Source organism: Pseudomonas sp. P1_F1_2 (assembly GCF_056405815.1).
Genome location: NZ_JBFUBK010000094.1, coordinates 1 through 25,538 on the forward strand (window position 1 = coordinate 1; position 25,538 = coordinate 25,538).

A 25,538-nucleotide genomic window follows, 5' to 3' on the forward strand; every position below is an offset into this window, starting at 1 on the left:
TCACGACTGCTTCGCAGCCGAACGCAGGCTGCGCCAGCTGCTACAAGGAGCGGTGTATTGGCTGTTACAGGCTAAACCGTCCAACCATGTTGTTCAGGTCCAGCGCCAATCGCGACAACTCATTACTTGCCGCGCTCGTCTGGTTGGCCCCGGTCGCCGACTGCACCGACAAATCACGGATGTTCACCAGGTTGCGGTCCACTTCGCGGGCCACTTGCGCCTGTTCTTCAGCGGCGCTGGCGATGACCAGGTTGCGTTCGTTGATTTCGACGATCGCGCTGTTAATGGTGTCCAGCGACAGACCGGCACCGCGAGCAATATTCAACGTCGACTCGGCGCGCTCGGTGCTGTTACGCATCGAATCCACGGCGTGTTCGGTGCCGCTCTGGATGCTGCCGATCATGCGTTCGATCTCGCTGGTCGACTGCTGGGTGCGATGCGCCAGGGCACGAACTTCATCCGCAACCACCGCGAAACCACGCCCGGCCTCACCGGCGCGTGCCGCTTCGATGGCCGCGTTCAGGGCCAGCAGGTTGGTCTGGTCCGCCAGGCCGCGAATCACGTCCAGCACTTTGCCAATGTCGCGGGATTCGTTGGCCAGGTCGCCGATCAGTGTCGCAGTGCTCTGCACATCGGCGCTCATGCGTTCGATGGCGCTGACGGTTTCCTGCACCAGGTCACGGCCGTCACCCGCCGAAGTGGTGGCGTTTTTCGAGGCTTCGGAGGTGCTCACCGCGTTGCGTGCCACTTCTTCCACGGCACTGGTCATTTCGTTGACCGCGGTGGCCGCCTGCTCGATTTCGTTGTTCTGCTGGGTCAGGCCGCGAGCGCTTTCGTCGGTCACACTGTTGAGTTCTTCAGCGGCCGACGCCAGTTGAGTGGCCGAGCCGGAAATCCGCTGCAGGGTGTCGCGCAGCTTGTCTTGCATCTTCGCCATGGCGGCCAGCAAACGGCCGGCTTCGTCTTCGCCGTCGACCGTGATCGGGCGAGTCAGATTGCCTTCGGCAATGCCTTCGGCCGCGCTCAGGGCATTGGCGATCGGCTTGGTGATGCTGTGGGTCAGCAGCCAGGCGAACAGCACAGTCAGGCCAGTGGCGAAGACCAGCAATGTAATCACCAGGGTGAAGGCCGAGTCGTACTGGTCGGCCGCTTGCTGGTTGGTGTCGACGGTTTGCTGGGTGTTGATCTCCAGCAAACGGTTGAGCACGGTGTTGACTGCTTCGGAGTTGGTCAGCAAATCGGTGTTGAGCAAGGTGCGCAGTTCATCCACCTGATTGTTGCGCGACAGGCTCTTCATGCGGTCTTCGATCTGGCGGTACTGGCCGAGCAACTGCACATATTGATCGTAGGCGGCACGCTCCTGCGGGCTGCTGATGAGCTTTTCGTACGTCGACTGGGCGGTACGGATCTGCTGATTGCGGGTTTCCAGCAACTCCATGGTTTTCTGCTGGACGTCCGGCTCGCGATTGACCAGCAAGCGGTACGACAACACGCGCAGGCGCAGGGTCAGTTGAGTGAATTCGTCGAGGCTTTTGATGCTCGGTACGCTGCTGGACGTGATGTCCTCGGCGGCGCCACGAATCTTGCTCATCTGGTTCAAGGCGAACACACCCAAGATCAGCATCAAGCCGCCAATCAAGGCAAAACCGAGGAACGCCCGTGGCGCGATATTCATATTACGAAGGGACATGGCGTTTACCGAATTGAGCGCGCCCGTGCGGCGCTGAAGCTGACGTATGAGTGACTTATCGGTCATGCGACTAAAGTCTTGAGTCCCTGCGCGTTTTTGTCGCACAAAGGCCTTGATTGACGAAGTGCAGGAACCACATTCGCCAATCACAGTCTCTACTGCTCGCGAGGAAGGTCGCCCGCCAGGAAAATCAAGGCCTTGCGCCTGAATAACCCTGGCATCCGTGGTGACTTTTCTTTATCGTACGCGCCCTTTGAAAATGCTCGGAAAATCAAAATGTTGGAAGCATCCCTAAGCCAATTGGAACAGCTGGTAAACGACCTGGTGCAACAGAACCAGGCACTGCTGGGCACCAACCAGACCCTGAGCGCGGAACTGGCTCAGGCCAAGGATGAAAACGAAAGCCTGCAGTTGAGCCTGATGGAACAGGAAGAGAAACAAGGCGCCACCGCCGCACGCATCCAGGCCCTGGTTGAGCGCGTCAGCGCTGGCCCAGTCAGCGCATGAGTGTGGGCGCCGCAGGGGTAAAAGTCGTCTCGATCCTGGGGGAGGACTATTCGATCAAGGCGCCGGCCGGGGAAGAGCAAACCCTGCTGGACGCCGCAATGATGTTGAAGGCTGCTTTGGCCGACACCAAAAGAAAGTACCCGACGCTGATCGGTGACCGCCTGTTGGTACTGGCCGCCATGAATCTGTGCTCGCAGCAGATCGAAATGAAAAAGCAGCACAAGCAGGAACTCGACCGTTACCAAGAGCAAGTCAGCGCCACGGTTGAAGTGATTTCCAAGACGATCAATCAGGCCTGATCGGCTTTGCGCACAACCAAAGAATAAATTGTCGTTTGCGTTGTATACAATCGGCACGGCTGTTGCAGTGTTTCAGCCTCTTATTCTTTGGGGGTGCTCCATGCAGTTCTGGCGACGCAGTATTCAATGGCAATTGATCCTGAGTATGGGCAGCGCGTTGCTGGTCAGTATTCTGATCGTAGTGGGCATCTATACCCTGGTGGTCAATCGACTGGCCCAGAACTATCTGGTCGAGCAAGCCTTGCCGTCGAGCATCGAAGCGATGCGCAACGACATCGAGCGCATCCTCGTCCAGCCCCTTACCGCCGCCAAGGACATCGCCAGCAACAGCATGGTGCGCGGCTGGCTGGCCGGGGGTGAAGACAGTGCCCAGGCCGGCACGTTTACGACCTATCTCGAAGGCATTCGCGCCGAGCACAAAGCCTTTACCGCAATTATTGTCGGCACCGCCTCCAACCATTACTTCACCGAAAAAGGCCTGGATCGGACCCTCAGCCGTTCCAATCCGAAAGACGCCTGGTTCTACTCATTTCTCGACAGCAACCAGCCGCGCACCCTCAATATCGATAACGACACGGCGACCGGAGAATTGGCGCTTTTCATCGACTTCAAAGTCGAGCAGGCCGGTAAGGTCGTGGGCGTTGCCGGGCTTGGCCTGAGCATGAAAGAGCTGTCGGAGCTGATTCACAATTTCAGTTTTGGTGAGCGCGGCAAGGTCTATCTCGTGCGTTCCGACGGTTTGATCCAGGTCCATCCTGAAGCGCAATTCAGCGGCAAACGCACGCTGGCTGAGCAGATTGGCGAGTCAGCAGCGCAAGCCGTCATTGGTCAAAAAGCCGCCACAACCAACAGTTTTACCCGGGACGGCGAAGACTTTCTCGCTTTAAGCCTGCCGCTGCGGGATCTGGGCTGGACCCTGGTGGCCGAAGTGCCGCAATCGCAGATTTACGCCGAAGCCCGCCGTGCCATGTGGATGAGCAGCGGCATCGGCCTGGCGGTGGCGCTGGTGTGCCTGTTATTGGTGGTTTTGCTGGCTCGTGGGCTGGTGCGGCCGATTCGTCAGGTAACAGCGGCACTGGTTGCCATTGGTAGCGGTGGTGGAGATTTGACCCACCGACTCGATGCCAGCCGCGCCGATGAACTGGGTGATCTGGCGCGCGGCTTCAACCGCTTTCTCGACAGTCAACGCGACATGATCGGTGAAGTGCTGACCACCAGCGAGCGTCTGCGCACTGCGGTCGGGCAGGTGGCGCGGGTGGTGGACAACACCGCCGAACGTTCCGGGCGCCAGCAGGAAATGACTGACATGGTTGTCACCGCCGTCCATGAAATGGGCCTGACCGTGCAGGAAATTGCCCAGAACGCTGGCAATGCCGCCGTCGCCTCACAAAATGCCCGTGACGAAGCGATGCAGGCGCGGGAAGTGGTCGGCGGGTCTATCCGGCATATAGAAAGCATGTCCGATGAAATCGGCATTGCTGCCGGCGCGGTGGGCGAGTTGGCCCATCAGGTCGCGTCTATCGATCAAGTGCTGGCGGTGATTCGCGGGATATCCGAACAGACCAATTTGCTCGCGCTTAACGCCGCCATCGAAGCGGCGCGAGCCGGTGACATGGGCCGCGGATTTGCAGTGGTGGCGGATGAAGTGCGCACATTGGCGCGGCGCACTCAGGCCTCCACCGATGAAATTCAGCAGATGATCGGCAGCCTCAAACAGGGCGCCGAAAACGCGGTGTCATCGATGCATTCCGGGCAAGCCGCGACGGGCACGGGTGTTGAGTCGAGCCAGCGCACCGGGGCGTCGTTGACGGCGATCACCGGACAGGTGGAGCGCATCAGCGACATGAACCATCAGGTGGCGACTGCCACGGAAGAGCAGTCGGCGGTGACCGAAGAGATCAACCGCAACGTGCAGGGGATTTCTGATTTGGCTCGCGCGACCGCCGGGGAAGTCAGGGCGTGCCGTGAAGACTGTCAGACGCTGCAGCGCCTGGCGGATGATCTGGCACGGCAGATGGGTGGGTTTCGCTTGAAGTGATGCGTAACCGATCGTTCCCACGCTCCGCGTGGGAATGCCTCAATGGACGCTCCGCGTCCGCTTCTGGGACGCAGAGCGTCCCGGGCTACACACAACCAGCCTCCGGTTAAAACCACTCATCCTGCATGCCCAGGCACACATCATCCCGCGCCTCAAGCAACGCCAACTCATGGTGGCAACCCGGTACTTCCCAGGTCAGGAAGTACCGCGCCGCTTGCAGCTTGCCTTTATAGAAGCTGACATCCGCTGCGTTGCCCTTGGCCAAGCCTTCCTCGGCGCGGATTGCCTGTTCCAGCCAGCGCCAGCCAATCACCGTGTGCCCAAACACTTTCAGGTACAGCGCCGAGTTTGCCAGGCTGCTGTTGACCTTGCCTTGAGCCAGGTCGGTCAGCAGGCCGATGGTCACGGTTTGCAGGCGCTCCACCAGTTTTTCCAGCGGCTCACGCAGCGCGGTAAGCGATTCAAACGCCTGTGCGCGCTCGGCGGTGTCGGCAATCAAGCGGATCAATTGCTTGAGCCCGGCGCCACCGTTCTGCGCCAGTTTGCGCCCCAGCAAATCCAGCGATTGAATGCCGTGAGTGCCTTCGTGAATCGGGTTCAGGCGGTTGTCTCGGTAGTACTGTTCCACCGGGTATTCGCGGGTATAGCCGTGGCCGCCGAGAATCTGGATCGCCAGTTCGTTGGCCTTCAGGCAAAACTCCGACGGCCAGGATTTGACGATAGGCGTCAGCAAATCCAACAGCTCATGGGCCTGCTTGCGCTCGGCTTCCGTCTCGAGCGTGGTGGTGTCGTCGAACAATCGCGCGGCGTACAACCCCAGGTCGAACGAGCCTTCGACGTAGGCCTTCTGCGTCAGCAGCATGCGCCGGACGTCGGCGTGGGCAATGATCGCCACGGGTGCGGTGGTCGGGTCTTTGTTGTCCGGCACGCGACCTTGCGGACGCTCGCGGGCATACTCCAGCGAATACAGATACCCGGCGTAACCAAGCATCACCGCGCCCATGCCGACGCCAATCCGCGCTTCGTTCATCATCTGGAACATGTAGCTCAAACCCTGGTGCGGCTTGCCCACCAGGTAGCCGACACAGTCACCGTTATCGCCGAAATTCAATGCGGTGGAGGTGGTGCCGCGCCAGCCCATCTTGTGGAACAGACCGGCCAGCAACACGTCGTTGCGCTTGCCGAGGCTGCCGTCATCGTTGACCAGGAACTTGGGCACGATAAACAGCGAAATGCCCTTCACCCCGGCCGGTGCGTCCGGCAGCTTGGCCAGCACCATGTGCACGATGTTTTCTGACAACGGGTGATCGCCGCCGGAGATGAAGATCTTGTTGCCCTTGAGTCGATAGGTGCCATCAGGCGCAGGTTCGGCGCGGGTACGAATATCCGACAGTGACGAGCCCGCATGCGGTTCGGTCAGGGCCATGGTGCCGAAGAAGCGGCCATCGATCATCGGTTGCAGGAAGCGGCGCTTCTGCTCCTCGGTGCCGAAACTTTCGATCAGGTTCGCCGCGCCCATGGTCAAGAACGGGTACGAGGTCGACGCCGCGTTGGCCGATTGGAAGTGCGCGAAGCAGGCCTGGGACAGCAAGGTAGGCAGCTGCATGCCGCCGGCGTCGAAACTGCGCGCGGCGTTGAGGAAACCGGCTTCGAGGAAGGCGTCGACGGCGGGTTTCACCTCAGGAATCAGAATCGCTTGACCGTCCTCATAACGAGGCTCGTTTTCGTCGCCCTTGCGGTTGTGCGGGGCGAAAAACTTTTCGGCGATGCTGCGGGCGGTGCCAATGGCGGCATCGAAGGTTTCGCGATTGTGTTCGGCGAAACGCTCACGCTGAGTCAGGCCCTCGGCATCGAGGACTTCATACAGCTCGAAAGCCAGATTGCGGGAACTGAGCAACGTCTCGGACATGGCGGCCTACCTTTTATTGGGATGGGCCGAGTCTAGGCTTGCTGATAAAGGCTGAACAGGATGATTGATGCTGGTGATGTTTGAGTAGTACAGCGATTGGGCTGGCGCCAAAAACCACTGTGGGAGCGGGCTTGCCCGCGATGGCGGCAGATCAGTCAATATCAATGGTGACTGATACATCGCAATCGCGGGCAAGCCCGCTCCCACAGGGATTATTGCTAAACCGGACACCGTTGCAGGTGCCCGGTTTATCGGTTTTAGCCGATGGTCATCAAGCTCGCATTACCACCCGCCGCAGCGGTGTTAACGCTTAACGCACGCTCAATCACCAGGCGCTCCAACGCAATGTTGGTTTCGCCCTGAGACAAACCCTGAACACCGACAATGGCGCCCGCACGCTTGGCCACTTGCTGGCACACCGCACGCAGCTGATCGGAATGGCCGTGATGCAGAACCGCATCCAGCACCACTTCGTCTTTGTTCCAGTCGGACACCAGCTTGATCCGCGCCTGAACTTCCTTCGGCAGGCGTGCGAACAATGCCTTGCTCAGGTCAGTTTCCGGCCATACCGCCGAACCGCCGACAGCGAGTACCGCCGCCAGTTGAGTCAGCAGGTCGCCTTCGACTTCCGCCAGGCACAGCACGTGTTCGCGCGGCAGGATGGCGTAGCTGTTGCGCTCACCGGTCGGGCCCGCCAGTGTGCGGGTGATCCCGCTTTGCGATTGTGCTGCGTACTGCACGCACAGGGTGCTCAGGTCGGCAAACTTGTTGCTGTCAGCCCAGGCTTTCAAGGCAGTCAGCGGCTTGCTCATGGCGTCACGCAGACGAACGTCCGGCGCTACGGCAGCATCACCGCGAGCGAAGGATTGTTCGATTGCATCGGTAGGACGTGTCGACAGCAAACGGTACAGGTACAGCGGACCACCGGCCTTCGGGCCAGTGCCCGACAAACCTTCGCCGCCGAATGGCTGCACGCCGACCACGGCACCGACGATGTTGCGGTTCACGTAGACGTTACCGGCGTTGACGTTGTCGATCACCTTGGCGATGGTTTCGTCGATGCGCGTGTGCACGCCCAGCGTCAGGCCATAGCCGGAAGCGTTGATCTGACCGATCAGTTGATCGATGTCTTTGCGCTTGTAGCGAACCACGTGCAGTACCGGGCCGAAGATCTCGCGCTGCAACTCGTCAAAGCTTTCCAGCTCGATCAGGGTCGGCATCACGAAGGTGCCGCGTTTGACTTCTTCGCTGTTGGCGATGGCCACCTGGTATACGTTGCGACCTTTGTCGCGCATGGCCTGGATGTGTTTCTCGATGCCAGCCTTGGCTTCGGCGTCGATCACCGGGCCGATGTCCACGGACAGGCGCTCGGGATTGCCGAGGCGGCATTCAGCCATGGCACCTTTGAGCATTTCGATGACACGGTCGGCGGAATCTTCCTGCAAGCACAGCACGCGCAGTGCCGAGCAACGTTGGCCGGCGCTGTCGAAGGCCGACGACACCACATCAATCACAACCTGTTCGGTCAATGCCGAAGAGTCGACGATCATCGCGTTCTGGCCGCCGGTTTCGGCGATCAACGGAATCGGACGGCCCTGGCTGTCCAGGCGACCGGCGATATTGCGTTGCAGCAAACGAGCGACTTCGGTGGAACCGGTAAACATCACGCCTTTGACGCGATCATCACCGACCAGGCCGGCACCGACAGTTTCGCCACGGCCCGGCAGCAGTTGCAGCACGCCTTCCGGAATCCCGGCTTCGAGCAGCAAACGCACGGCTTGAGCGGCTACCAGCGGGGTTTGTTCCGCAGGCTTGGCCAGTACCGGGTTACCGGCGGCCAGCGCAGCAGCCACTTGACCACTGAAGATGGCCAGCGGGAAGTTCCACGGGCTGATGCACACCACCGGACCCAGTGGGCGGTGGGCGTCGTTGGTGAAATCGTTGCGGGCCTGCACCGCGTAATAACGCAGGAAGTCCACGGCCTCACGCACTTCGGCGATGGCGTTGGCGAAGGTCTTGCCGGCTTCGCGAGCCAACAGGCCCATCAGCGGCTGGATTTCGCCTTCCATCAAGTCGGCGGCACGTTCCAGAATCGCGGCGCGTTCAGCGGGCGGGGTGGCCTGCCAGATCGGCGCGGCGTTCAGGGCGCACTGGATCGCGTTATCAACGTCATCGACGGTGGCTTCCTGAACATGGCCAACCACGTCACGCAGATCGGACGGGTTCAGCACCGGTGCAGGTGTTTCAGTGCTGGAGGCGCAACCGAGCATCGGCGCGGCTTTCCAGTGGTTGTGAGCGGTGGCCAGCAGCGCGCAGGACAAGGAGGCCAGGCGATGTTCGTTGGCCATGTCGATGCCGCTGGAGTTGGCGCGCTCGGCACCGTACAGGTCACGCGGCAGCGGGATACGCGGGTGTGGCAAGCCGAAGCCGCCTTCCAGCGTCGCCATCTGCTCGATGCTGGCCACTGGATCGGCCACCAGCTCCTGAATCGAAATCGACTGATCGGCGATACGGTTGACGAACGAAGTGTTCGCGCCGTTTTCCAGCAGGCGACGTACCAGGTACGCCAACAGTGTTTCGTGAGTACCGACCGGAGCGTACACGCGGCACGGACGGTTCAGCTTGCCTTCGGAAACTTTGCCTACAACCTGTTCGTACAGCGGTTCACCCATGCCGTGCAGGCATTGGAACTCGTACTGGCCAGGGTAATAGTTCTGACCGGCAATGTGATAAATGGCCGACAGCGTGTGGGCGTTGTGCGTAGCGAATTGCGGGTAGATGACTTCCGGTACCGACAGCAGTTTGCGGGCGCAAGCGATGTAGGAAACGTCGGTGTACACCTTGCGGGTGTAGACCGGATAGCCTTCCAGGCCTTCGACTTGGGCGCGTTTGATCTCGCTGTCCCAGTACGCGCCTTTTACCAGACGGATCATCAGGCGATGACGGCTGCGGCGAGCCAGGTCGATCACGTAGTCGATCACATACGGGCAACGCTTCTGGTACGCCTGGATCACGAAACCGATGCCGTTCCAGCCGGTCAGTTGCGGCTCGAAGCACAGGCGCTCCAGCAGATCCAGCGACAGCTCGAGGCGGTCAGCTTCTTCAGCATCGATGTTCAGGCCGATGTCGTACTGCTTGGCCAGCAAGGTCAGCGACAACAGGCGCGGGTACAACTCGTCCATCACGCGCTCGTATTGCGCGCGGCTGTAACGCGGGTGCAAAGCGGACAGCTTGATCGAAATGCCCGGGCCTTCATAAATCCCACGACCGTGGGACGCTTTGCCGATCGAGTGAATGGCTTGTTCGTACGAGGCCAGATACTTCTGGGCATCGTGTTCGGTGAGTGCCGCTTCACCCAGCATGTCATAGGAATAGCGGAAACCCTTGGCTTCGAACTTGCTGGCATTGGCCAAGGCTTCGGCGATGGTTTCGCCGGTGACGAACTGCTCGCCCATCAGGCGCATGGCCATGTCGACGCCCTTGCGGATCATCGGCTCGCCGCTCTTGCCAATGATGCGGCTCAGCGACGAAGTCAGGCCGGCTTCGTTATGCGTGGCGACCAGTTTGCCGGTCAGCAACAGACCCCAGGTGGCGGCGTTGACGAACAGCGACGGGCTGTTGCCCAGGTGCGGCTGCCAGTTACCGGTGCTGATCTTGTCGCGGATCAGCGCATCGCGAGTGCCTTTGTCCGGGATGCGCAGCAGCGCTTCGGCCAGGCACATCAGCGCCACGCCTTCCTGGGACGACAGCGAGAATTCTTGCAGCAGGCCCTGCACGATGCCGGCACGGCCACCGGCACTCTTCTGATTGCGCAGTTTTTCGGCAATCGAGGCAGCGAGCTTGTTGGTAGCTTCAGCCATGGCGACCGGCAGGCGAGCCTGTTCGATCAGCATCGGCACCACTTCCGGCTCGGGGCGACGGTAGGCGGCGGTGATCGAGGCGCGCAGTACCGATTGCGGCAGGATGCTTTCGGCGAATTCGAGGAAGCACTGGTGGGCGTGATCCAGAGGCGCATCGACGGTATCGTCGGAATCCTTGGTCAAACCGTTCAGCTCGGTCAGGGTTGCACCACCCTCGAGTTTTTCCAGGTAATTAAAGATTGCCTGCTTGATCAGCCAGTGTGGCGTGCGATCAATCGAGGACGCGGCGGCCTTGAGGCGCTCGCGTGTCGGGTCGTCAAGTTTGACCCCAAGGGTGGTGGTAGCCATATTTTTATCCTCATGTTTGCCACGACCGCGTGGCATCAGCTGGCGGCAAGATTAGCCGTGCAACTGTTGAGGTGCAACCGGGTGCAACCCTTTTTTTGCCGGAATAATAGGCAGCTCGTCAGGAAATAAATTCTGGTACGCCAGTGCTGCATTCAGTTGGTGCTTTTTAGAGCGGTCGACGTCCGTGCTTGCTCCGAAAAGGAGCAAAAGCGTCGCTTTTAATTATATTTCCGACTAGGTGCAACTTATTCTCAAAAAATGGGTTGCACCTTATTTGCTTTGTTGAATAGCATTCGCGCCCCAAGGTGCAACCCGTAAAAATACGGGTGCACCGGCTGATGGCTTTCCTGGGGAAACATCAGTCATAAATGCGCGGGACCCTGGATCGTCTGTCAAACGTCGTCGTTTGCGTGCGGTTCACCCACCGCCGCTACATAAAAACAAAGCCAGGGCGTAACTCAATGAGCGTAAGCAATCCAACCCTGATCACGTTCGTGATCTACATCGCAGCAATGGTGCTGATCGGCTTGATGGCCTATCGCTCCACCAACAACCTTTCTGACTACATTCTGGGCGGTCGCAGCCTGGGCAGCGTCGTGACTGCATTGTCCGCCGGCGCCTCCGACATGAGCGGCTGGTTGTTGATGGGCCTGCCGGGCGCCATCTACATGTCTGGTCTGTCCGAAAGCTGGATCGCCATCGGCCTGATCATCGGTGCGTACCTGAACTGGCTGTTCGTCGCCGGCCGTCTGCGTGTGCAGACCGAGCACAACGGTGATGCCCTGACCCTGCCGGATTACTTTGCCAGCCGTTTCGAAGATAAAAGCGGTCTGCTGCGGATCATCTCCGCGATCGTGATTCTGGTGTTCTTCACCATCTATTGCGCATCCGGCATCGTGGCCGGCGCCCGTCTGTTCGAAAGCACCTTCGGCATGTCTTACGAGACAGCGCTGTGGGCCGGTGCTGCGGCGACGATTGCCTACACCTTCGTTGGCGGTTTCCTGGCAGTAAGCTGGACTGACACCGTACAAGCCACGCTGATGATCTTCGCCCTGCTGCTGACGCCGATCATCGTGCTGCTGGCCACCGGTGGCGTCGACACCACGTTCCTGGCCATCGAAGCGCAGGACCCAAGCAACTTCGACATGCTGAAGAACACCACCTTCATCGGCATCATTTCGTTGATGGGCTGGGGCCTGGGCTACTTCGGTCAACCGCACATCCTGGCGCGTTTCATGGCGGCGGATTCGGTCAAGTCGATCGCTAACGCCCGTCGCATCTCCATGACCTGGATGATCCTGTGCCTGGGCGGCACCGTGGCTGTGGGCTTCTTCGGTATTGCCTACTTCTCGGCGCACCCTGCCGTGGCCATGCCGGTTTCTGAAAACCACGAGCGTGTGTTTATCGAACTGGCGAAAATCCTGTTCAACCCATGGATCGCCGGCGTGCTGCTGTCGGCCATTCTGGCTGCCGTCATGAGCACCCTGAGCTGCCAATTGCTGGTGTGCTCGAGCGCCCTGACCGAAGACTTCTACAAAACCTTCCTGCGCAAATCCGCTTCCCAGCTCGAACTGGTCTGGGTCGGCCGCGCCATGGTGCTGGTGGTTGCACTGATCGCCATCGCGTTGGCCGCTAACCCGGAAAACCGCGTACTGGGCCTGGTCAGCTACGCCTGGGCTGGTTTCGGTGCCGCATTCGGTCCGGTGGTGCTGATCTCCGTGATCTGGAAAGACATGACTCGCAACGGCGCACTGGCCGGTATCCTGGTCGGCGCGATCACCGTGATCGTCTGGAAACACTTCGAACTGCTGGGTCTGTACGAAATCATCCCTGGTTTCATCTTCGCCAGCCTGGCGATCTACATCGTCAGCAAACTGGGCACGCCGACTCACGGCATGCTGCAGCGTTTCGCTGCTGCCGAGGCAGATTTCCGCCTGAACAAGTGATGGGGGAGCTTCGGCTCTGACCTTTCGCCGCACCTGAAAACGGCCCGCTTCCTGTTGGAGGCGGGCCGTTTTTTTATGGCGCAGATCTCGTGCTATCGAAGTTCTAATGTGAGCGAGCTTGCTCGCGATTGCGTCGGGTCTGTTGACATCAATGTTGAATGAATAACCGCAATCGCGAACAAGCTCGCACAGGGATTGGTGGTGGTTTTGAGGGAGATGTCTGTAGCCAAACGCACTGATTTTTGAAGGACAAATCTCTTAAAAAGTAGGGAAAGTCTGATTTTCTTGTCCCTCCCTCAACACCCCTTGTCGCTCATGCAGAATCGCCCGCCTTCATTCTGCAGAGACACATCGGATGTTCGCGCCTGCCAATCAACCGCGTTTCACGTTGACCCTCGACGGCGTCCAGAATGAGCTCAAGGTCCTTGAGTTCACGGGCAAGGAAGCCATCAGCCAGCCCTACCGTTTTGACCTGGAACTGGTCAGTGACCGACCGGACATCGAGCTTGAAAGCCTGCTGCACCGTCAGGCGTTTCTGAGTTTCGATGCGCAAGGTAGCGGTATTCATGGTCAGATTTTTCGGGTCGGCCAAAGCGACTCCGGGAAACGTCTGACGGGCTACCAAATCAGCCTGGTTCCACGACTGGCTTACCTCGGACAGCGCATCAATCAGCGGATCTTCCAGCACCAAAGCGTGCCGGCGATCATCGCGCAAGTGCTCAAGGACCACGGCATCCAGCGCGATGCTTTCGAGTTCCAACTGGGCAGTGAATACGCCCCTCGCGAGTACTGCGTGCAGTACGCCGAAAGTGATCTGGCGTTCATTCAGCGGCTTTGTACGGAGATCGGTATTCACTACCACTTCCAGCACAGCGCCGACGGGCATCTGTTGGTGTTCGGTGATGATCAGACCGTTTTTCCTCGGCTGCCCGAGCCGACGCTCTACCTGCCGGGCAGCGGCATGGCGGCGGATGCGCCGGCCATCAAGCGCTTCAACGTGCGTCTGGAAACCCGCACCACAGCGGTTGCCCGTCGCGATTACGACTTTCAGAAACCGCGCCTGCAACTCGATAACCGAGTCGACAGCGAACAGCGGCCGGTGCTGGAGGATTATCACTTTCCCGGCCAGTTCACTGATCGCGAACACGGCAGACAACTGACCCAACGCGCACTCGAACGCCACAACGCCGACTTCCGCCAGGCCGAAGGTAAAGGCGACGATTCGGCGCTGGTGTGTGGACATTTCCTGCACCTCGCCGAGCATCCGCGTCAGGCATGGAACGACCTCTGGCTGATCACCGAAATCGAACATCGTGGTCGCCAGCCGCAAGTGCTGGAAGAGTCGGCCACCAGCGACGACCCGGATGATTTCCAGGGCTATCGCAATACCTTTCTGGCAACGCCGTGGGACGTTTCGTTTCGCCCGCCGCTGGGGCCGCAAAAGCCTCGCATGCTTGGCTATCAACCCGCCGTGGTCACCGGCCCGGCCGACAGCGAAATCCATTGCGACGAGTTCGGGCGGGTCAAGGTTCAGCTCGCCTGGGACCGCAACGGTCAACTTAACGAGCATTCCAGTTGTTGGCTGCGCGTTGCGACAGGCTGGGCGCATGACCGTTATGGCAGCGTGCTGATCCCGCGCGTCGGCATGGAAGTGCTGGTCGGGTTCATTGACGCCGATGCTGACAATCCACTGGTGATGGGTTGCCTGCCCAACGCAGCGACCCCGGTGCCGCTGGACCTGCCCGCCGACAAGACCCGAAGTATTTTCCGCAGCCAGAGCAGTCCGGGTGGCGGCGGCTACAACGAGTTGCGCATCGAGGATCGCAAAGGCGCCGAGGAAATCTACCTGCGCGCCCAGCGAAACTGGACCCAGCACGTGTTGAATGATCAACAGGTGCAGGTCGGTAACCAGCGCAGCATCGTCGTCTCCGGCACCGCTCGCCATGAGATGAAGGCCGACGAGCAGCGCATCACCCACGGTCAGCGCCAGGCTGAAGTGAAGCTCGATGATCATTTGGTGGTGGCGGGCGACCGACACATCCGCGTGACCAGCCAGGCGCTTAGCGCGAGCCAGCAATTTCACGTCAGCGCCGGCCAGCAAGTGGTGATCGACGGTGGTGCCAGCGCGACGATTCAGGCAGGTGGGCAGTGGATCAACATTGGCCCTGGGGGGATTTTCAGCAGCGTGCCGATTCAGGTGGGCGGGGCATTGATGCCGGCGATGGCGGCTGCAACGGCGTCGCTGGATGCACCGCTGAAACTCGCCGCCGCACCGGCAGCGGTGTTGAGCGCTGCGCAGATCATGAGCCTGAAAAGTGATGCGCCGTTCTGTGAGGAGTGTGAGCGTTGCAAGGATGGGGTATGCCCTACGCCGAATACTTTAAGCGGTGCGCCCAAGGCGTCATCCGTTACACCTGCTTCAACTGTTGAACCTGGTTTCCATATTGTCGAACAGGGGATGTCCCGGTCTGCACTCGAATCAATATTGTTTCCACAGCCGGCCCCGGCAGTACTGGAAAAATTTCGCAGCCTTAATCCACAACTCACCCAATACGCCAAGCCTGGGCAATTGATCGTCTTGAGCGATCCACGCAATACGCAATGCACTCGTGAAGAAGCCCTGTTGATGGAGGCTGCGCAAAAAGTCGACGCGGCACTTGAGCCGTTGAGTGATGCGGAAGCTGAGTTCATGGCGCGTCACCATGGGGAGATTCAATCCTTTCTTTCGCATGGCTCGACAGGCGTTGGCGTTGGTTCGGCGATGTTCGGTAAGCACTTGGGCAACTTGAAAGAGACCCTTGTAGAGCTTGAAAACCTGCACAAACGCACCTTCGATAAACACGGAAAACTGCAGGGCGCGGATTTCTTTACCGAGCGTAAAAAGCTGATGGGACGGTTGGATAGCAGTCTTGGGCCATTGGTGCGCAAAGGGGTGGGTATCCCTGATCACCCAAAACTTAAAAATGCGCTGGGGATATCAAATCGCAGCCTTGTGCATCATTGGAGTAAGGCGGGTACAGCGGGAGGGATTCCTGGGTATGCGACGCATATTGATGGGGTGAGTAAGGCCGGCAAGGTGATGAAGCTAGGTGGCTGGGTCGGGATTGGTTTGGGGGCGACTGCTTCGGGGTTGAAAGTTAAGGAGACTTGTCGGGTCGGGACGGAAGAGGCTTGCAGGAGGGTGAGGTTTACGGAGGCAGGCAAGTTAACTGGTGCTATCGGGGGCAGCGCTTTGGGGGCGGTTATTGGGACGTATGGTGTAACTACTTGCGTCGGAATGGGTATTTTAAGTGCCGGTACTGGCGGTGTGGTCTGTTCATTGTTTTTAGTGGGAGCGGGAACATTCGTAGGAGGAATGGTAGGGGAGGTCGGAGGAGAAAAAATTGGTGAAATAATTTATGAGGAGTCTGTTGATGAGAAATGACGATGAGGTCTTATTTGTCTTGGTCACTGGCGGGATGTTTTTTGGTCTTGGGTTTATTTTTATTGCGGGCCAATTGTATCTGGCGTGCTTTCAATTAAAAAAAATAATTGGTTGTTTGAGTAACTCTCGTGGGGTTTTACTGCGTAAGCCTTTAATGGATGATGGTGTTTTTGGTGTCTTTTTCATGTTGATTTGTATAGGGGCTTTTTTTATGTTTCCGTCTAAGTCGATCAGGTGTGGAAACTTAGATGAAAATGATTATTTGAGTTTTCCTCGGGGGCTTTTGAGTTGTATAAAATTTCTTTATGCAGCTGGTGTTGGAGGAGGGGTGGCAATGTTTGTGCTTTTTTTTGGTGGGAAATATATGGGCTGGATTGAGTGATTTTATCTCGCTGGTGCGTTAAATGAGTTTCTTGATTTTATATGCGATTTACTGGGCAGGTCCGGACGCATTTGAAGCCGTGCTCAATCGGATATTTCCCGTTGTAGGTTTTTTATTCGTTGCGTCAATAGCGGTGATGTTTTATTTGGCGTGTTTCAAAATGGACAAAATACTCGACGCCATGAGCCGATCTGAAGTGGTGACATTGCGCAGCCCAATTAAGGGGCAGTGTTTTCGCTCCAGGTATGAGGCATTGTTTGTTATCTGGTATGTTTTAACGTTTCGCGACTTGGCACTAAAACGTGGGCATTTGAATGAGCGCGACTACGATGATTTTTCTATTGGTTTGCGATGGTTGATTAGAGGTAGTTGCAGCAGCATCTACTTTGTATTTTTCTGTTTTATCCTCGTTGAGTGGATTTATGAGTCTTTGAGTTGGGTCGATTGGCTGTTAACAACTCTGGATTATTTGGTTTGGTGGATGGCTGAAGTTAGAGGTGGTTTCTATGAGCGGTGATTGCATCAAAAACTGGCTACAAATCCATCCCCTTAACAGCACGGAACAACTCTTCGCCATCTTCAGTAACGCTAGCGCTGCCGAGCCGTTCAAGGCTTGGCAGGCGTTAGCGAATGCTCATGCTCCCAGCCCTATTTGGGCCGACACGATTTACTCCGAGTGGGATGCGGTGATGCCTTATGTGGGAATTGTCGACGCAGACAGTGGGTTTCTGGATTGGGTACCGACCACTGAATCCCGAGACTGGGGCTGGTTGGCGGTGTCTTCGGCGAGCCTTGAGGCGGTGGTTGCGCATTTGCGCAGCCTCACCCAGGTCAAGCTGCCGGATGGTAAAGCGGTGTTTTTCCGTTTTTGGGATGGGCGTTACTTGCTGCCGATTTTGCAGTCGGCTGAAGTGAGTGCCTCGGAATTGCTGCCGGTGATTGAGCGGTGTTTGATCAATGGGCAGTCGGTTGATATCGGTGGCAGTGCGTTGCAAACATCGAAGGTTTTTCCATGGTGGGAGGTTTCTGAATCCCTGCTGCAACACCTCGGTGCTGAAGATGCTTCGACCCTGATCAACAATCTGGTGCGGTGGCTGAGTGAGGAGCATCCGGGCCTGTTCGAGGCGTTTTCAGAGGGGGTGTTGCGACGCAAGGTCGAGATGTTTCTTGCGACGCCTGACCTGCCTGGTGGACCGAAAGCCGAGTTGTTGGAGCACTTGATGGCGGAGCTGGAATGATCGGGTGTAGGGCCAGTCGAAATTTCTGGGCAAGGTCGTCGGACGTTTCCTTCAAGTTGTGGCGGCTTTCATGAACTGGTTTGAAATGTTCTCCATCGATAGTCTTTGGCTGTCACCGCGCAAGTGGTGGCAGGGTGTAGGAGCCCTCACTCATGATGCAACAGCTCTGTCGTTTGATTGCGGCACTTAATGTGTGCCCATAAAATCGTTCGCGGCGGCTGTGCGCGGGACACGCTTCGGCGTGACCGAGGTTCATGAGTGCTCGGTACTCCTACTCCTGCGCATGGCTGCCACCCAAACCTGTAGGAGGGGGCGTTTGGCAGCTCGTATTTCTCACTCATGGAAATTACAAATGACGACGTTAACGCCGGATCCACCCTACGAAAAACCCATTCCCCACCCCAAAAGCCGCTTCATGGCACTCACCAGCAACTGCACTGAAATGCCCACGCTGTTCGTCGATACCCACGCCCCGCTCGATGTTTTAACCGAAGCCGCCAGCTACCGAATCCGCGCCGTCACCCAAGTGCTGGAAAACATGTCCATGCGTGGGTCTGTCGAGTGTGAGTCGTTCATCCTCAGTGATTTCGCTTTGCTGTGCGCCATCCCGTTGCGCGATGGGTGCGATGTGCTGGATGTTATCGGGCGGCGATTGCGGGCTCGGGCTTCGGAATAGCGCTGACAGAACACGCTTTGTAGCAGCTGGCGAAGCCTGCGTCCGGCTGCGCAGCAGTCGTAAAATCAGGTTTCGCGGTGTTTCAGGCTCTCCTTGCAAGCTGGATTTACGACTGCTGCGCAGCCGGACGCAGGCTTCGCCAGCTGCTACAAAGAGCGTTGCAGGGGCTGTCGCAGCAGTCTCCGCAATCGCCCGCTCGGCTGCGAAGCCCTGACGTTCGCCTCGGTACAAGGTAAACTTCCCGGCCTTCGCAGGAGCAATCATGAATTATCGTCACGCCTTCCATGCCGGCAATCACGCCGATGTGTTCAAACACCTGACTTTGACCCGCCTCATCGCCCTGATGTCGCGCAAGGAGCAGCCGTTTGCCTATCTCGACACTCACGCCGGCATTGGCCTGTATGACCTTCAGGGCGATCAGGCGAGCCGTACCGGTGAGTACCTGGAAGGTATTGCGCGTCTGTGGGATCAGCCGGATCTGCCAGCATTGACCGCCGATTATATGAAGGTGCTGCATGACATGAACCCGGATGGCCAGTTGCGCTATTACCCGGGTTCCCCTGAGCTGGCGCGGCGTCTGACGCGGCCGCAGGATCGGGTAATGCTCAACGAGAAGCATCCGGAAGACGGTTTGCTGCTCAAGGACAACATGGCGGGCGATCGCCGGGTCAAGGTGCATCTGGGCGAAGGTTGGCATGTGCCGCGTGCGATGTTGCCGGTGCAGGAGAAGCGCGCGGTGATGTTGATCGATCCGCCGTTCGAGCAGCTCGATGAGATGCAGCGTTGTGCGGCATCGCTCAAAGAGGCGATTGGCCGGATGCGCCAAACCGTGGCGGCGATCTGGTACCCGGTGAAGGACCAGCGCATGTTGCGTCGTTTCTATCAGGACCTGGCGGGCACGGGCGCGCCGAAGCTGTTGCGCGTGGAGTTGCTGGTGCATCCGCTGGATACGCCGAACAGCCTGAACGGCTCCGGGATGGCGATTGCCAATCCGCCGTGGGGTCTGGAAGAGGAATTGCGCGAGCTGCTGCCGTGGTTGTCCAAGAAACTTGGGCAAACCCAGGGCGGGTGGCAGATGGATTGGTTGATTGCTGAGAGTTGATCAGTTGGTGATGATCGTTCCCACGCTCTGCGTGGGAATGCAGCCCGGGACGCTCCGCGTCCCAACAGCGGACGCGGAGCGTCCATTGAGGCATTCCCACGCAGAGCGTGGGAACGATCAATCTGAAATCAAATCGGGCAGGTCACGCCCGTGCCGCCAATCCCGCAATACCCTTCAGGGTTCTTGGCCAGGTACTGCTGGTGATACGCCTCGGCGAAGTAGACCGTCGGGGCCTGGTCGATTTCGGTGGTGATCTCGCCTTTGCCGGCCTTGGTCAGTTCGGTCTGGAACACTGCCTTGCTGTTGAGTGCCGCGTCCAATTGCTCCTGGGTGGTGGCATAGATCACCGAGCGGTACTGAGTGCCGATGTCGTTGCCCTGACGCATGCCTTGGGTCGGGTTGTGCAGTTCCCAGAACATTTTCAACAGCGCTTCGTAGCTGACTTTCGCCTTGTCGTACACCACCAGCACCACTTCGCTGTGGCCAGTCAGGCCTGAGCAGACTTCTTCATACGTTGGGTTCGGCGTGTAGCCGCCGGCGTAACCCACCACGGTGCTGACCACGCCTTCGCGCTGCCAGAAGCGACGTTCCGCGCCCCAGAAGCAGCCGAGGCCGAAGATCGCGAAGTCGACGTCCTCGAAGAACGGGCCCAGCAGTGGTGTGTCGGTAAAAACAAAATGCTTTTCAGGCAGGTTCATCGCGGTTTCGCGGCCAGGCAGAGCTTGTTCTTTTGTTGGAAGCACGTTTTTGTTCACCAGAATTTCCGAGCGCAAGACCATGATCAGTCCCCTCAGTCAGGTTGAGTGTAATTGGTCAGACACGCAGTTTGCCCGAGTGTTACGCCGATGTCAGGCGAACGGGCCACGCGGGTAGCGCTTGAGCTTTTCGATCAGCTCGGCGCCGGGGATTGGTCGGTCGAACAGGTAGCCCTGGCCGACGTCGCAGCGGTGACGGCGCAAGAAGGCCAACTGCTCGGCCGTCTCGATGCCTTCGGCCACGACCTTGAGTTTCAGGTTGTGGGCCATGGCGATCACCGCGGAGGTGATTTCCATGTCGTCCTGGTTGTCCGGGATTTCGTGGATGAAGCTGCGATCGATCTTGATGATGTCGATCGGGAATTTTTTCAGGTAGCTGAGCGACGAGTATCCGGTGCCGAAGTCATCCATGGCCAGGGTCAGGCCCAGGCGCTTGAGTTGATCAAGCTGCAAGTGCGTGTCTTCGGTGGCTTCCAGCAGCAGGCCTTCGGTGAGTTCCAACTCCAGCAGGTGGGCTGGCAGCGCTTCTTCCTTGAGGATGGTCGCGATGGACGACACCAGGTCCGGGTCGGAGAACTGTTTGGGTGACAGGTTGATCGCCACTTGAAGATTGCCCAGGCCGGCGGCGCTCAGCGCCTTGCTCATGCGGCAGGCCTGGCGGGCGATCCATTTGCCGATCGGGATGATCAGCCCGGTTTCTTCGGCGACGCTGATGAACTGGTCCGGGCGGATCATGCCTTTGTCGGGGTGGTTCCAGCGCAACAACGCTTCCATCCCCAGCAGGCGGCCACTGCGCAAGCACAGCTTGGGCTGATAGAACACGTCCAGCTCGTTCTGGGTGAGGGCGCGGCGCAGGTTGTTCTCGACGAACAGCTTGTAGCTGGCCTCGGCATTCAGCGCTTCGGTGAACACCTGGACCTGATGCTTGCCGTTGGCCTTGGCCTTGTGCAGCGCCAGGCCGGCGTTGCGCATCAGGGTTTGCGGGTCACGACCATGCAGCGGCGCGCAGGCCAGGCCCACGGAACCGGTGACGCTGATCAACTGGTTGTCGACGAACATCGGCTTGTCGAGGGTCATCAGCAACTGATTGGCGACCTGCAGGCCGGTGCGCATATCGGTGTTGTCCAGCAACACAGCGAATTCGTTACTGGCGAAGCGCGCCAGGCTGCCACTCGGGCTCAGGCTGTTGCGCAGGCGTCGGGCCAGGCTGATCAACAGTTTGTCGCCGGTCTGGTGACCGAGGCTGTCGTTGATCCGCTTGAAGTTGTCGATGTCCACCAGCAACAGGCAGATGGGCGTATCGGTGTCGCGGGCGAAGCGTTCATCGAGGTTGCGGATGAATGCGGGGCGGTTGCCGAGGTTGGTCAGGTTGTCGGTGTAGGCCAGGCGCTCGATGCGCTGCTGGGCGAGTTTGGTCTGGGTGATGTCTTCGTAAATGCCGATGTAATGCGTCAACTCGCGGTTATCGCCGTACACCTTGGAGATTGATAACTGCCCCCAGTACGGTTCGAGGTTCTTTCGTCGGCTCTTGAATTCGCCTTGCCAGCTGTTGCTCTTGGCCAGTGCCGAGGGTGCGTCGAACAGCAATTCACTGAGGTTCTCCAGTGCCGGCAGTTCCGACAGCCGCTGGCCGTGGACTTCTTCGGTGGTGTACTGGGTGATCGCGGTGAAGCTGGGGTTGACGTATTCCACCACGCCGTCGCAATTGACCAGCAAAAAGGCGTTGGCGCTTTGCTCGACCGCACGCTGGAACAGGTGCAGGGCGCTGGTGGCGGTGCGGCGGTTGTGGTTGTTGATGACTTGGGCGAACTGATCCGCCAGCTCGCCGGCAAACGCGATTTCGTCCGACTGCCAGGCGCGGGTAGCACCCGTCTGCTCCAGGCAGAGCACGCCGACCACTTGACCGTCGACGCGGATACTGGCGTCGAGCATCGCGTTCACATCGCGCGGGCGCAGGCTCTCGGCCATGTCCCGGGTGCGCGGATCACGCATGGCGTTATGGGCGTCAATGGCGCGGCTGCTGTGCAGGGCTTCGAGGTAGTCGGGGAAGCCGCTGACGTCGATCGGGTCCGGCAGCAGATATTCCCCGCTGACGCGGTGAAAAGCCGAAATCGGCACCAGCATCGAGTCTTCGAGGTTCCACAGGCTGGCGCAGTCGATTTCGTAGATATCGCAGGCGCTGCGGGTGATCAGTTCGGCGGCTTCTTTCAGAGAATTGTTGCTGCTGTAGCGCTGGCGGGTCAGCAACAGGATCAGGTCCTGCTGGGCGCGCACCCGGTCCAGATGCTGCAACTGTTCCTGCTGGGCGCGCTGGTTGAGTTCCAGGGCGATTTGCAGGCGCGAGTTCTGGGTCTCCAGATCCTGCGCGGGGGATAGCTGAAAGTCCTTGAACAGGTCGTCGACGACCAGCAAATAGCCGCGCAACAAGTGCCGATTGTGCTGTTTATAGGCTTCGCCCAGTTCCAGCAGGTTCAAGGCGCCAGAGGCGGTGTGCAAGGTGTAGCGGATCTGGTAATTCGGACTGTCGGTGAGTTGCTGCTGGACCGCGTCATGCAACTGATAGCGCGCTTCGGGCTCCATCAGGCTGGCGTAGGGTGAGTCGACCAACGCACACAGGTCCACGGCCGGCAGACCGAAATGACGTTCGCAATTAGGATCGAGAAACAGCAGCGCCCAGCTAGGTTCATTCAGCCGTTCGAAACGCAGCATGCCGAGCCGCGAGGGCACAGGCAACTGCGTCACTACCTCGGCCACCATTCGRCTGGCGGCATCGGGTTGGCTTTTCATTGAGGGAAACTCACTTCGAATGTGCTGATCGCGCCGGGCTCTCGCCCTCTTAACTGTTGTCTGCGGCAAGGTTGCATCATTGCGGCACTGACTGACAAGAGACATGAAGGCCAAGTGCTATAAGAATATGTCGGCAGGAGGGAAGTTTTCTCCAGCGCGCGCTTAAAACTTATGCATTTGGCCTTCTTTACTAGGCCAGAGGGATATTGATCGCTTGTAATGGTTTGCCGTCCCGGTCGTGGTAATTAACCTGAATGTGCTCTCTATCAACGACCAGATGGGCAAAATTGTCCTGGCTGACCACCTGGCTGGTCAGTTCATGACGGTAGTCCCCCGCAGCCGTTTTCGCCAACGGCTGATCCAGGATGAACGTGGAGGCCTTGGCATAAGGCAGCAGTTTGCTGTTGCACAGGGGCGAGGAAACGATGGTGTGCACCTCGAAGTCCGGGTCTTTGCTGTGGGTCAGTCGACTCGTCAGGGAGCCGTGGACATCGCCCGACACGAAGATCACGTTCTTGATGCGGTGCGTACGAATCGTTTCCAGCAATCGCAGGCGTTGTTCCGGGAAGGCTTTCCAGGCGTCATCGCCCAAGGTTTTGCGGTCGGGGTAGAACATCACGCTGGTTACCACAAATTTGACCCGGGCCGGGCTGTGGATCAGCCATTTGCACAGCGCCTGTTCCTGTTCTTCATCAAGGATACGGCGATCATCGACCGACAAATTGCGTCGAGTGCGGCTGTCGGTGACAAACCATTCAATATCGCCGTTGGCGAACTGATACCAATACTGTTCGAGCTTTCTGCTTATCTGTCCGTCGGAAAGTAATTCATGCGCAGGGCTATGGCTGGCTTGATATAACTCATACGCGGCGATGGCGTTTTTGTATAAGTAATCGTCCGTCTTGCTTTTGTTGGCAGGCCAGTTGTCTTCTATTTCATGGTCGTCGAGGATCATGTAAGTTGGAGTGCCGGACATTAACTTGCTGATGTTGGGTTGAGAAAAAGCAATTCGGTACTTGCTGAGTATTTCCTTGTACTCGCGGTCGGGAGCAATAACGTTCAAGTCATCGACGTAGATTTGATCGCCTGTCATCAACGTGGCGCTGATGGGCGGCTCCGTCCGCTGCGCAAGGTGTGCGATCGAAGCGAAAATCCGGTCGCCCAGGTGCGGGGCCGACGGTATCCCTGCGGTCATTCGAAGGTAGCGGCATGAGCCAACGATATACGCCCGCGGCGTGGTGATTTTGCTGGACTGCGTACGAAAGCGATAAATATCCCGAGGCCATTGCAATGGCAGCTCCTGGACCGTCTCCACGGTATGCACCGGGCTCATCGGGCTGAACCAGCCGGCCTGATATTCGTACTCGGTGTCGCTGGCCAATTCATTGAGTGCAATCACATCGCTCATGTCGCGCACGATCATCAGTTTTACAAATTCGCCTCGGGACCAGTGCTCTTCACCCTGGCGTCGATAACGAACACCCGCAAATACCAATGAAGTGTCTTGAAGTTTGCCGCGAAGAAAAATGCGCGCGTGGTTTGTAGTTGTGTGGCCAATAATAGGGCCGACAGTCGGTTTAAACATATTCGAATCCATTCGAAGTGACGCTAACTAAGTAGAAGGGGTTGCAGTATTTAAAAGAAAATACTGTCGAACTAAGACTAGTTAGTACGCAAAAAAAAATATCGAGCGAAAGTGGACTGGCGTTGTGGCCGACGTCAGCAACGAATGTAGGAAGAAACTTTCTGCCAGGCAAAAAAAGCCCCGCCAAATTGGCGGGGTTGAGGTACGAGCGTGGCGCTCGGAAAACGTGGAACGCGAACGGCCCTCCGGTGAGAGAGGGCCGTTCGGTGTTACAGCAGGATGGTGCGGATGTCCGCCAGCAGGTCGCTCAGACGCTTGGTGAAGCGTGCAGCAGCGGCGCCGTTGATCACACGGTGATCGTAGGACAACGACAACGGTAGCATCAGTTTCGGCTGGAAGGCTTTGCCGTCCCAGACTGGCTGGATGGTTGCCTTGGAAACACCAAGGATCGCCACTTCCGGCGCGTTGACGATCGGCGTGAAGCCGGTGCCGCCAATGTGGCCAAGGCTGGAAATGGTGAAACAGGCGCCTTGCATGTCGTCAGCGGTGAGCTTCTTGTCGCGGGCTTTGGCGGCCAGCGCAGCGGCTTCGGCTGCCAGTTGCAACAGGCTCTTCTGATCGACGTTTTTGATGACCGGTACCAGCAGGCCTTCAGGGGTGTCGACCGCGAAGCCGATGTTCACGTACTTCTTGCGGATGATCGCTTTGCCGCTTGGTGCCAGCGAACTGTTGAAGTCCGGCAGTTCCTTGAGCAGGTGCGCGCACGACTTGAGCAGCAGCGGCAGGATGGTCAGCTTGACGCCAGCCTTCTCTGCAACGGCTTTCTGAGCGTTGCGGAACGCTTCCAGGTCGGTGATATCAGCCGAATCGAACTGAGTCACGTGCGGAATGTTCAACCAGCTGCGGTGCAGGCTCGACGCGCCGATTTGCATCAGGCGAGTCATCGGCACTTCTTCGGTTTCACCGAAGCGGCTGAAGTCCACGACCGGAAT

The 25,538-nt window shown here is 58.4% G+C and carries 16 protein-coding genes and 3 pseudogenes; 11 read left to right on the top strand and 8 right to left on the bottom strand.

The features are described from left to right. Positions 1-64: 64 nt before the first annotated feature. Positions 65-937: a methyl-accepting chemotaxis protein gene (locus AC1D2P_RS23375; RefSeq protein WP_371916747.1), complete on the bottom strand. Its 873-nt coding sequence runs from the start codon at positions 935-937 to the stop codon at positions 65-67. Next, a pseudogene (locus tag AC1D2P_RS23380) lies at positions 920-1,756 on the bottom strand (MCP four helix bundle domain-containing protein); the annotation flags it as partial. The pseudogene AC1D2P_RS23380 and the gene AC1D2P_RS23375, both read right to left, overlap by 18 nt. Positions 1,757-1,966: 210 nt before the next feature. Here AC1D2P_RS23380 and AC1D2P_RS23385 point away from each other — a divergent pair. The 4 genes and pseudogenes from AC1D2P_RS23385 (at position 1,967) to AC1D2P_RS23400 (ending at position 4,534) form a co-directional block, all read left to right on the top strand. After that, a complete protein-coding gene (locus AC1D2P_RS23385) occupies positions 1,967-2,197 on the top strand; it encodes a hypothetical protein (protein ID WP_027922060.1) in 231 nt (76 codons plus the stop codon). Further along, positions 2,194-2,496 (top strand): cell division protein ZapA, encoded by a 303-nt coding sequence (locus tag AC1D2P_RS23390; RefSeq protein ID WP_046031129.1) that lies wholly within the window; start codon positions 2,194-2,196, stop codon positions 2,494-2,496. Before AC1D2P_RS23385 ends, AC1D2P_RS23390 begins: the two co-directional genes overlap by 4 nt. Positions 2,497-2,641: 145 nt before the next feature. Continuing rightward, positions 2,642-3,670, top strand: a pseudogene (locus tag AC1D2P_RS23395) (HAMP domain-containing protein); the annotation flags it as partial. Positions 3,671-3,802: 132 nt separating this feature from the next. Then, the gene (locus tag AC1D2P_RS23400) at positions 3,803-4,534 is read left to right on the top strand and encodes a methyl-accepting chemotaxis protein (RefSeq protein ID WP_408980990.1); all 732 of its coding nucleotides are present in this window, start codon (positions 3,803-3,805) and stop codon (positions 4,532-4,534) included. 106 nt (positions 4,535-4,640) lie between these two features. Here the strand turns inward: AC1D2P_RS23400 and AC1D2P_RS23405 are convergent, their stop codons facing one another. Then, on the bottom strand, positions 4,641-6,443 hold the full coding sequence (locus tag AC1D2P_RS23405) for an acyl-CoA dehydrogenase (RefSeq protein ID WP_109785398.1): 1,803 nt from the start codon (positions 6,441-6,443) through the stop codon (positions 4,641-4,643). A 257-nt stretch (positions 6,444-6,700) separates the two neighbouring features. Then, positions 6,701-10,651, bottom strand: coding sequence for a trifunctional transcriptional regulator/proline dehydrogenase/L-glutamate gamma-semialdehyde dehydrogenase (putA, locus tag AC1D2P_RS23410; protein WP_109785400.1), 3,951 nt, complete (start codon positions 10,649-10,651; stop codon positions 6,701-6,703). A 461-nt stretch (positions 10,652-11,112) separates the two neighbouring features. Between putA and putP the strand changes: the two genes are divergently transcribed. From putP to AC1D2P_RS23445, 7 genes and pseudogenes are all read left to right on the top strand, one after another. Further along, a complete protein-coding gene (gene putP, locus AC1D2P_RS23415) occupies positions 11,113-12,597 on the top strand; it encodes a sodium/proline symporter PutP (protein WP_046031125.1) in 1,485 nt (494 codons plus the stop codon). 355 nt (positions 12,598-12,952) lie between these two features. Beyond that, positions 12,953-14,962 (top strand): annotated as a pseudogene (locus AC1D2P_RS23420) (type VI secretion system Vgr family protein); the annotation flags it as partial. Positions 14,963-16,010: 1,048 nt separating this feature from the next. Then, complete coding sequence (locus tag AC1D2P_RS23425; RefSeq protein ID WP_477757272.1) at positions 16,011-16,403, top strand: hypothetical protein; 393 nt, start codon at positions 16,011-16,013, stop codon at positions 16,401-16,403. A gap of 22 nt (positions 16,404-16,425) precedes the next feature. Beyond that, positions 16,426-16,920, top strand: a complete 495-nt coding sequence (locus AC1D2P_RS23430) for a hypothetical protein (protein WP_109785402.1) — start codon at positions 16,426-16,428, stop codon at positions 16,918-16,920. Then, entirely contained in the window at positions 16,910-17,641 is a 732-nt protein-coding gene (locus AC1D2P_RS23435; RefSeq protein ID WP_223525429.1) for a DUF4123 domain-containing protein, read from the top strand. The genes AC1D2P_RS23430 and AC1D2P_RS23435 overlap by 11 nt, the downstream gene beginning before the upstream one ends. A gap of 352 nt (positions 17,642-17,993) precedes the next feature. Beyond that, complete coding sequence (locus tag AC1D2P_RS23440) at positions 17,994-18,317, top strand: hypothetical protein (protein ID WP_109785404.1); 324 nt, start codon at positions 17,994-17,996, stop codon at positions 18,315-18,317. Positions 18,318-18,579: 262 nt separating this feature from the next. Beyond that, a complete protein-coding gene (locus AC1D2P_RS23445; RefSeq protein ID WP_109785405.1) occupies positions 18,580-19,419 on the top strand; it encodes a 23S rRNA (adenine(2030)-N(6))-methyltransferase RlmJ in 840 nt (279 codons plus the stop codon). Between the two features lie 128 nt (positions 19,420-19,547). Here AC1D2P_RS23445 and msrA read toward each other — a convergent pair whose 3' ends face one another. From msrA to AC1D2P_RS23465, 4 genes are all read right to left on the bottom strand, one after another. Beyond that, positions 19,548-20,198 (bottom strand): peptide-methionine (S)-S-oxide reductase MsrA, encoded by a 651-nt coding sequence (gene msrA / locus AC1D2P_RS23450; protein WP_109785406.1) that lies wholly within the window; start codon positions 20,196-20,198, stop codon positions 19,548-19,550. A gap of 69 nt (positions 20,199-20,267) precedes the next feature. After that, positions 20,268-22,961 (bottom strand): putative bifunctional diguanylate cyclase/phosphodiesterase, encoded by a 2,694-nt coding sequence (locus tag AC1D2P_RS23455; RefSeq protein WP_109785407.1) that lies wholly within the window; start codon positions 22,959-22,961, stop codon positions 20,268-20,270. 190 nt (positions 22,962-23,151) lie between these two features. Then, positions 23,152-24,546, bottom strand: coding sequence for an alkaline phosphatase D family protein (locus AC1D2P_RS23460; RefSeq protein WP_109785408.1), 1,395 nt, complete (start codon positions 24,544-24,546; stop codon positions 23,152-23,154). A gap of 269 nt (positions 24,547-24,815) precedes the next feature. Next, a partial coding sequence (locus AC1D2P_RS23465) for a 2-oxo acid dehydrogenase subunit E2 (RefSeq protein ID WP_477811615.1) occupies positions 24,816-25,538 on the bottom strand: 723 nt, incomplete at its 5' end.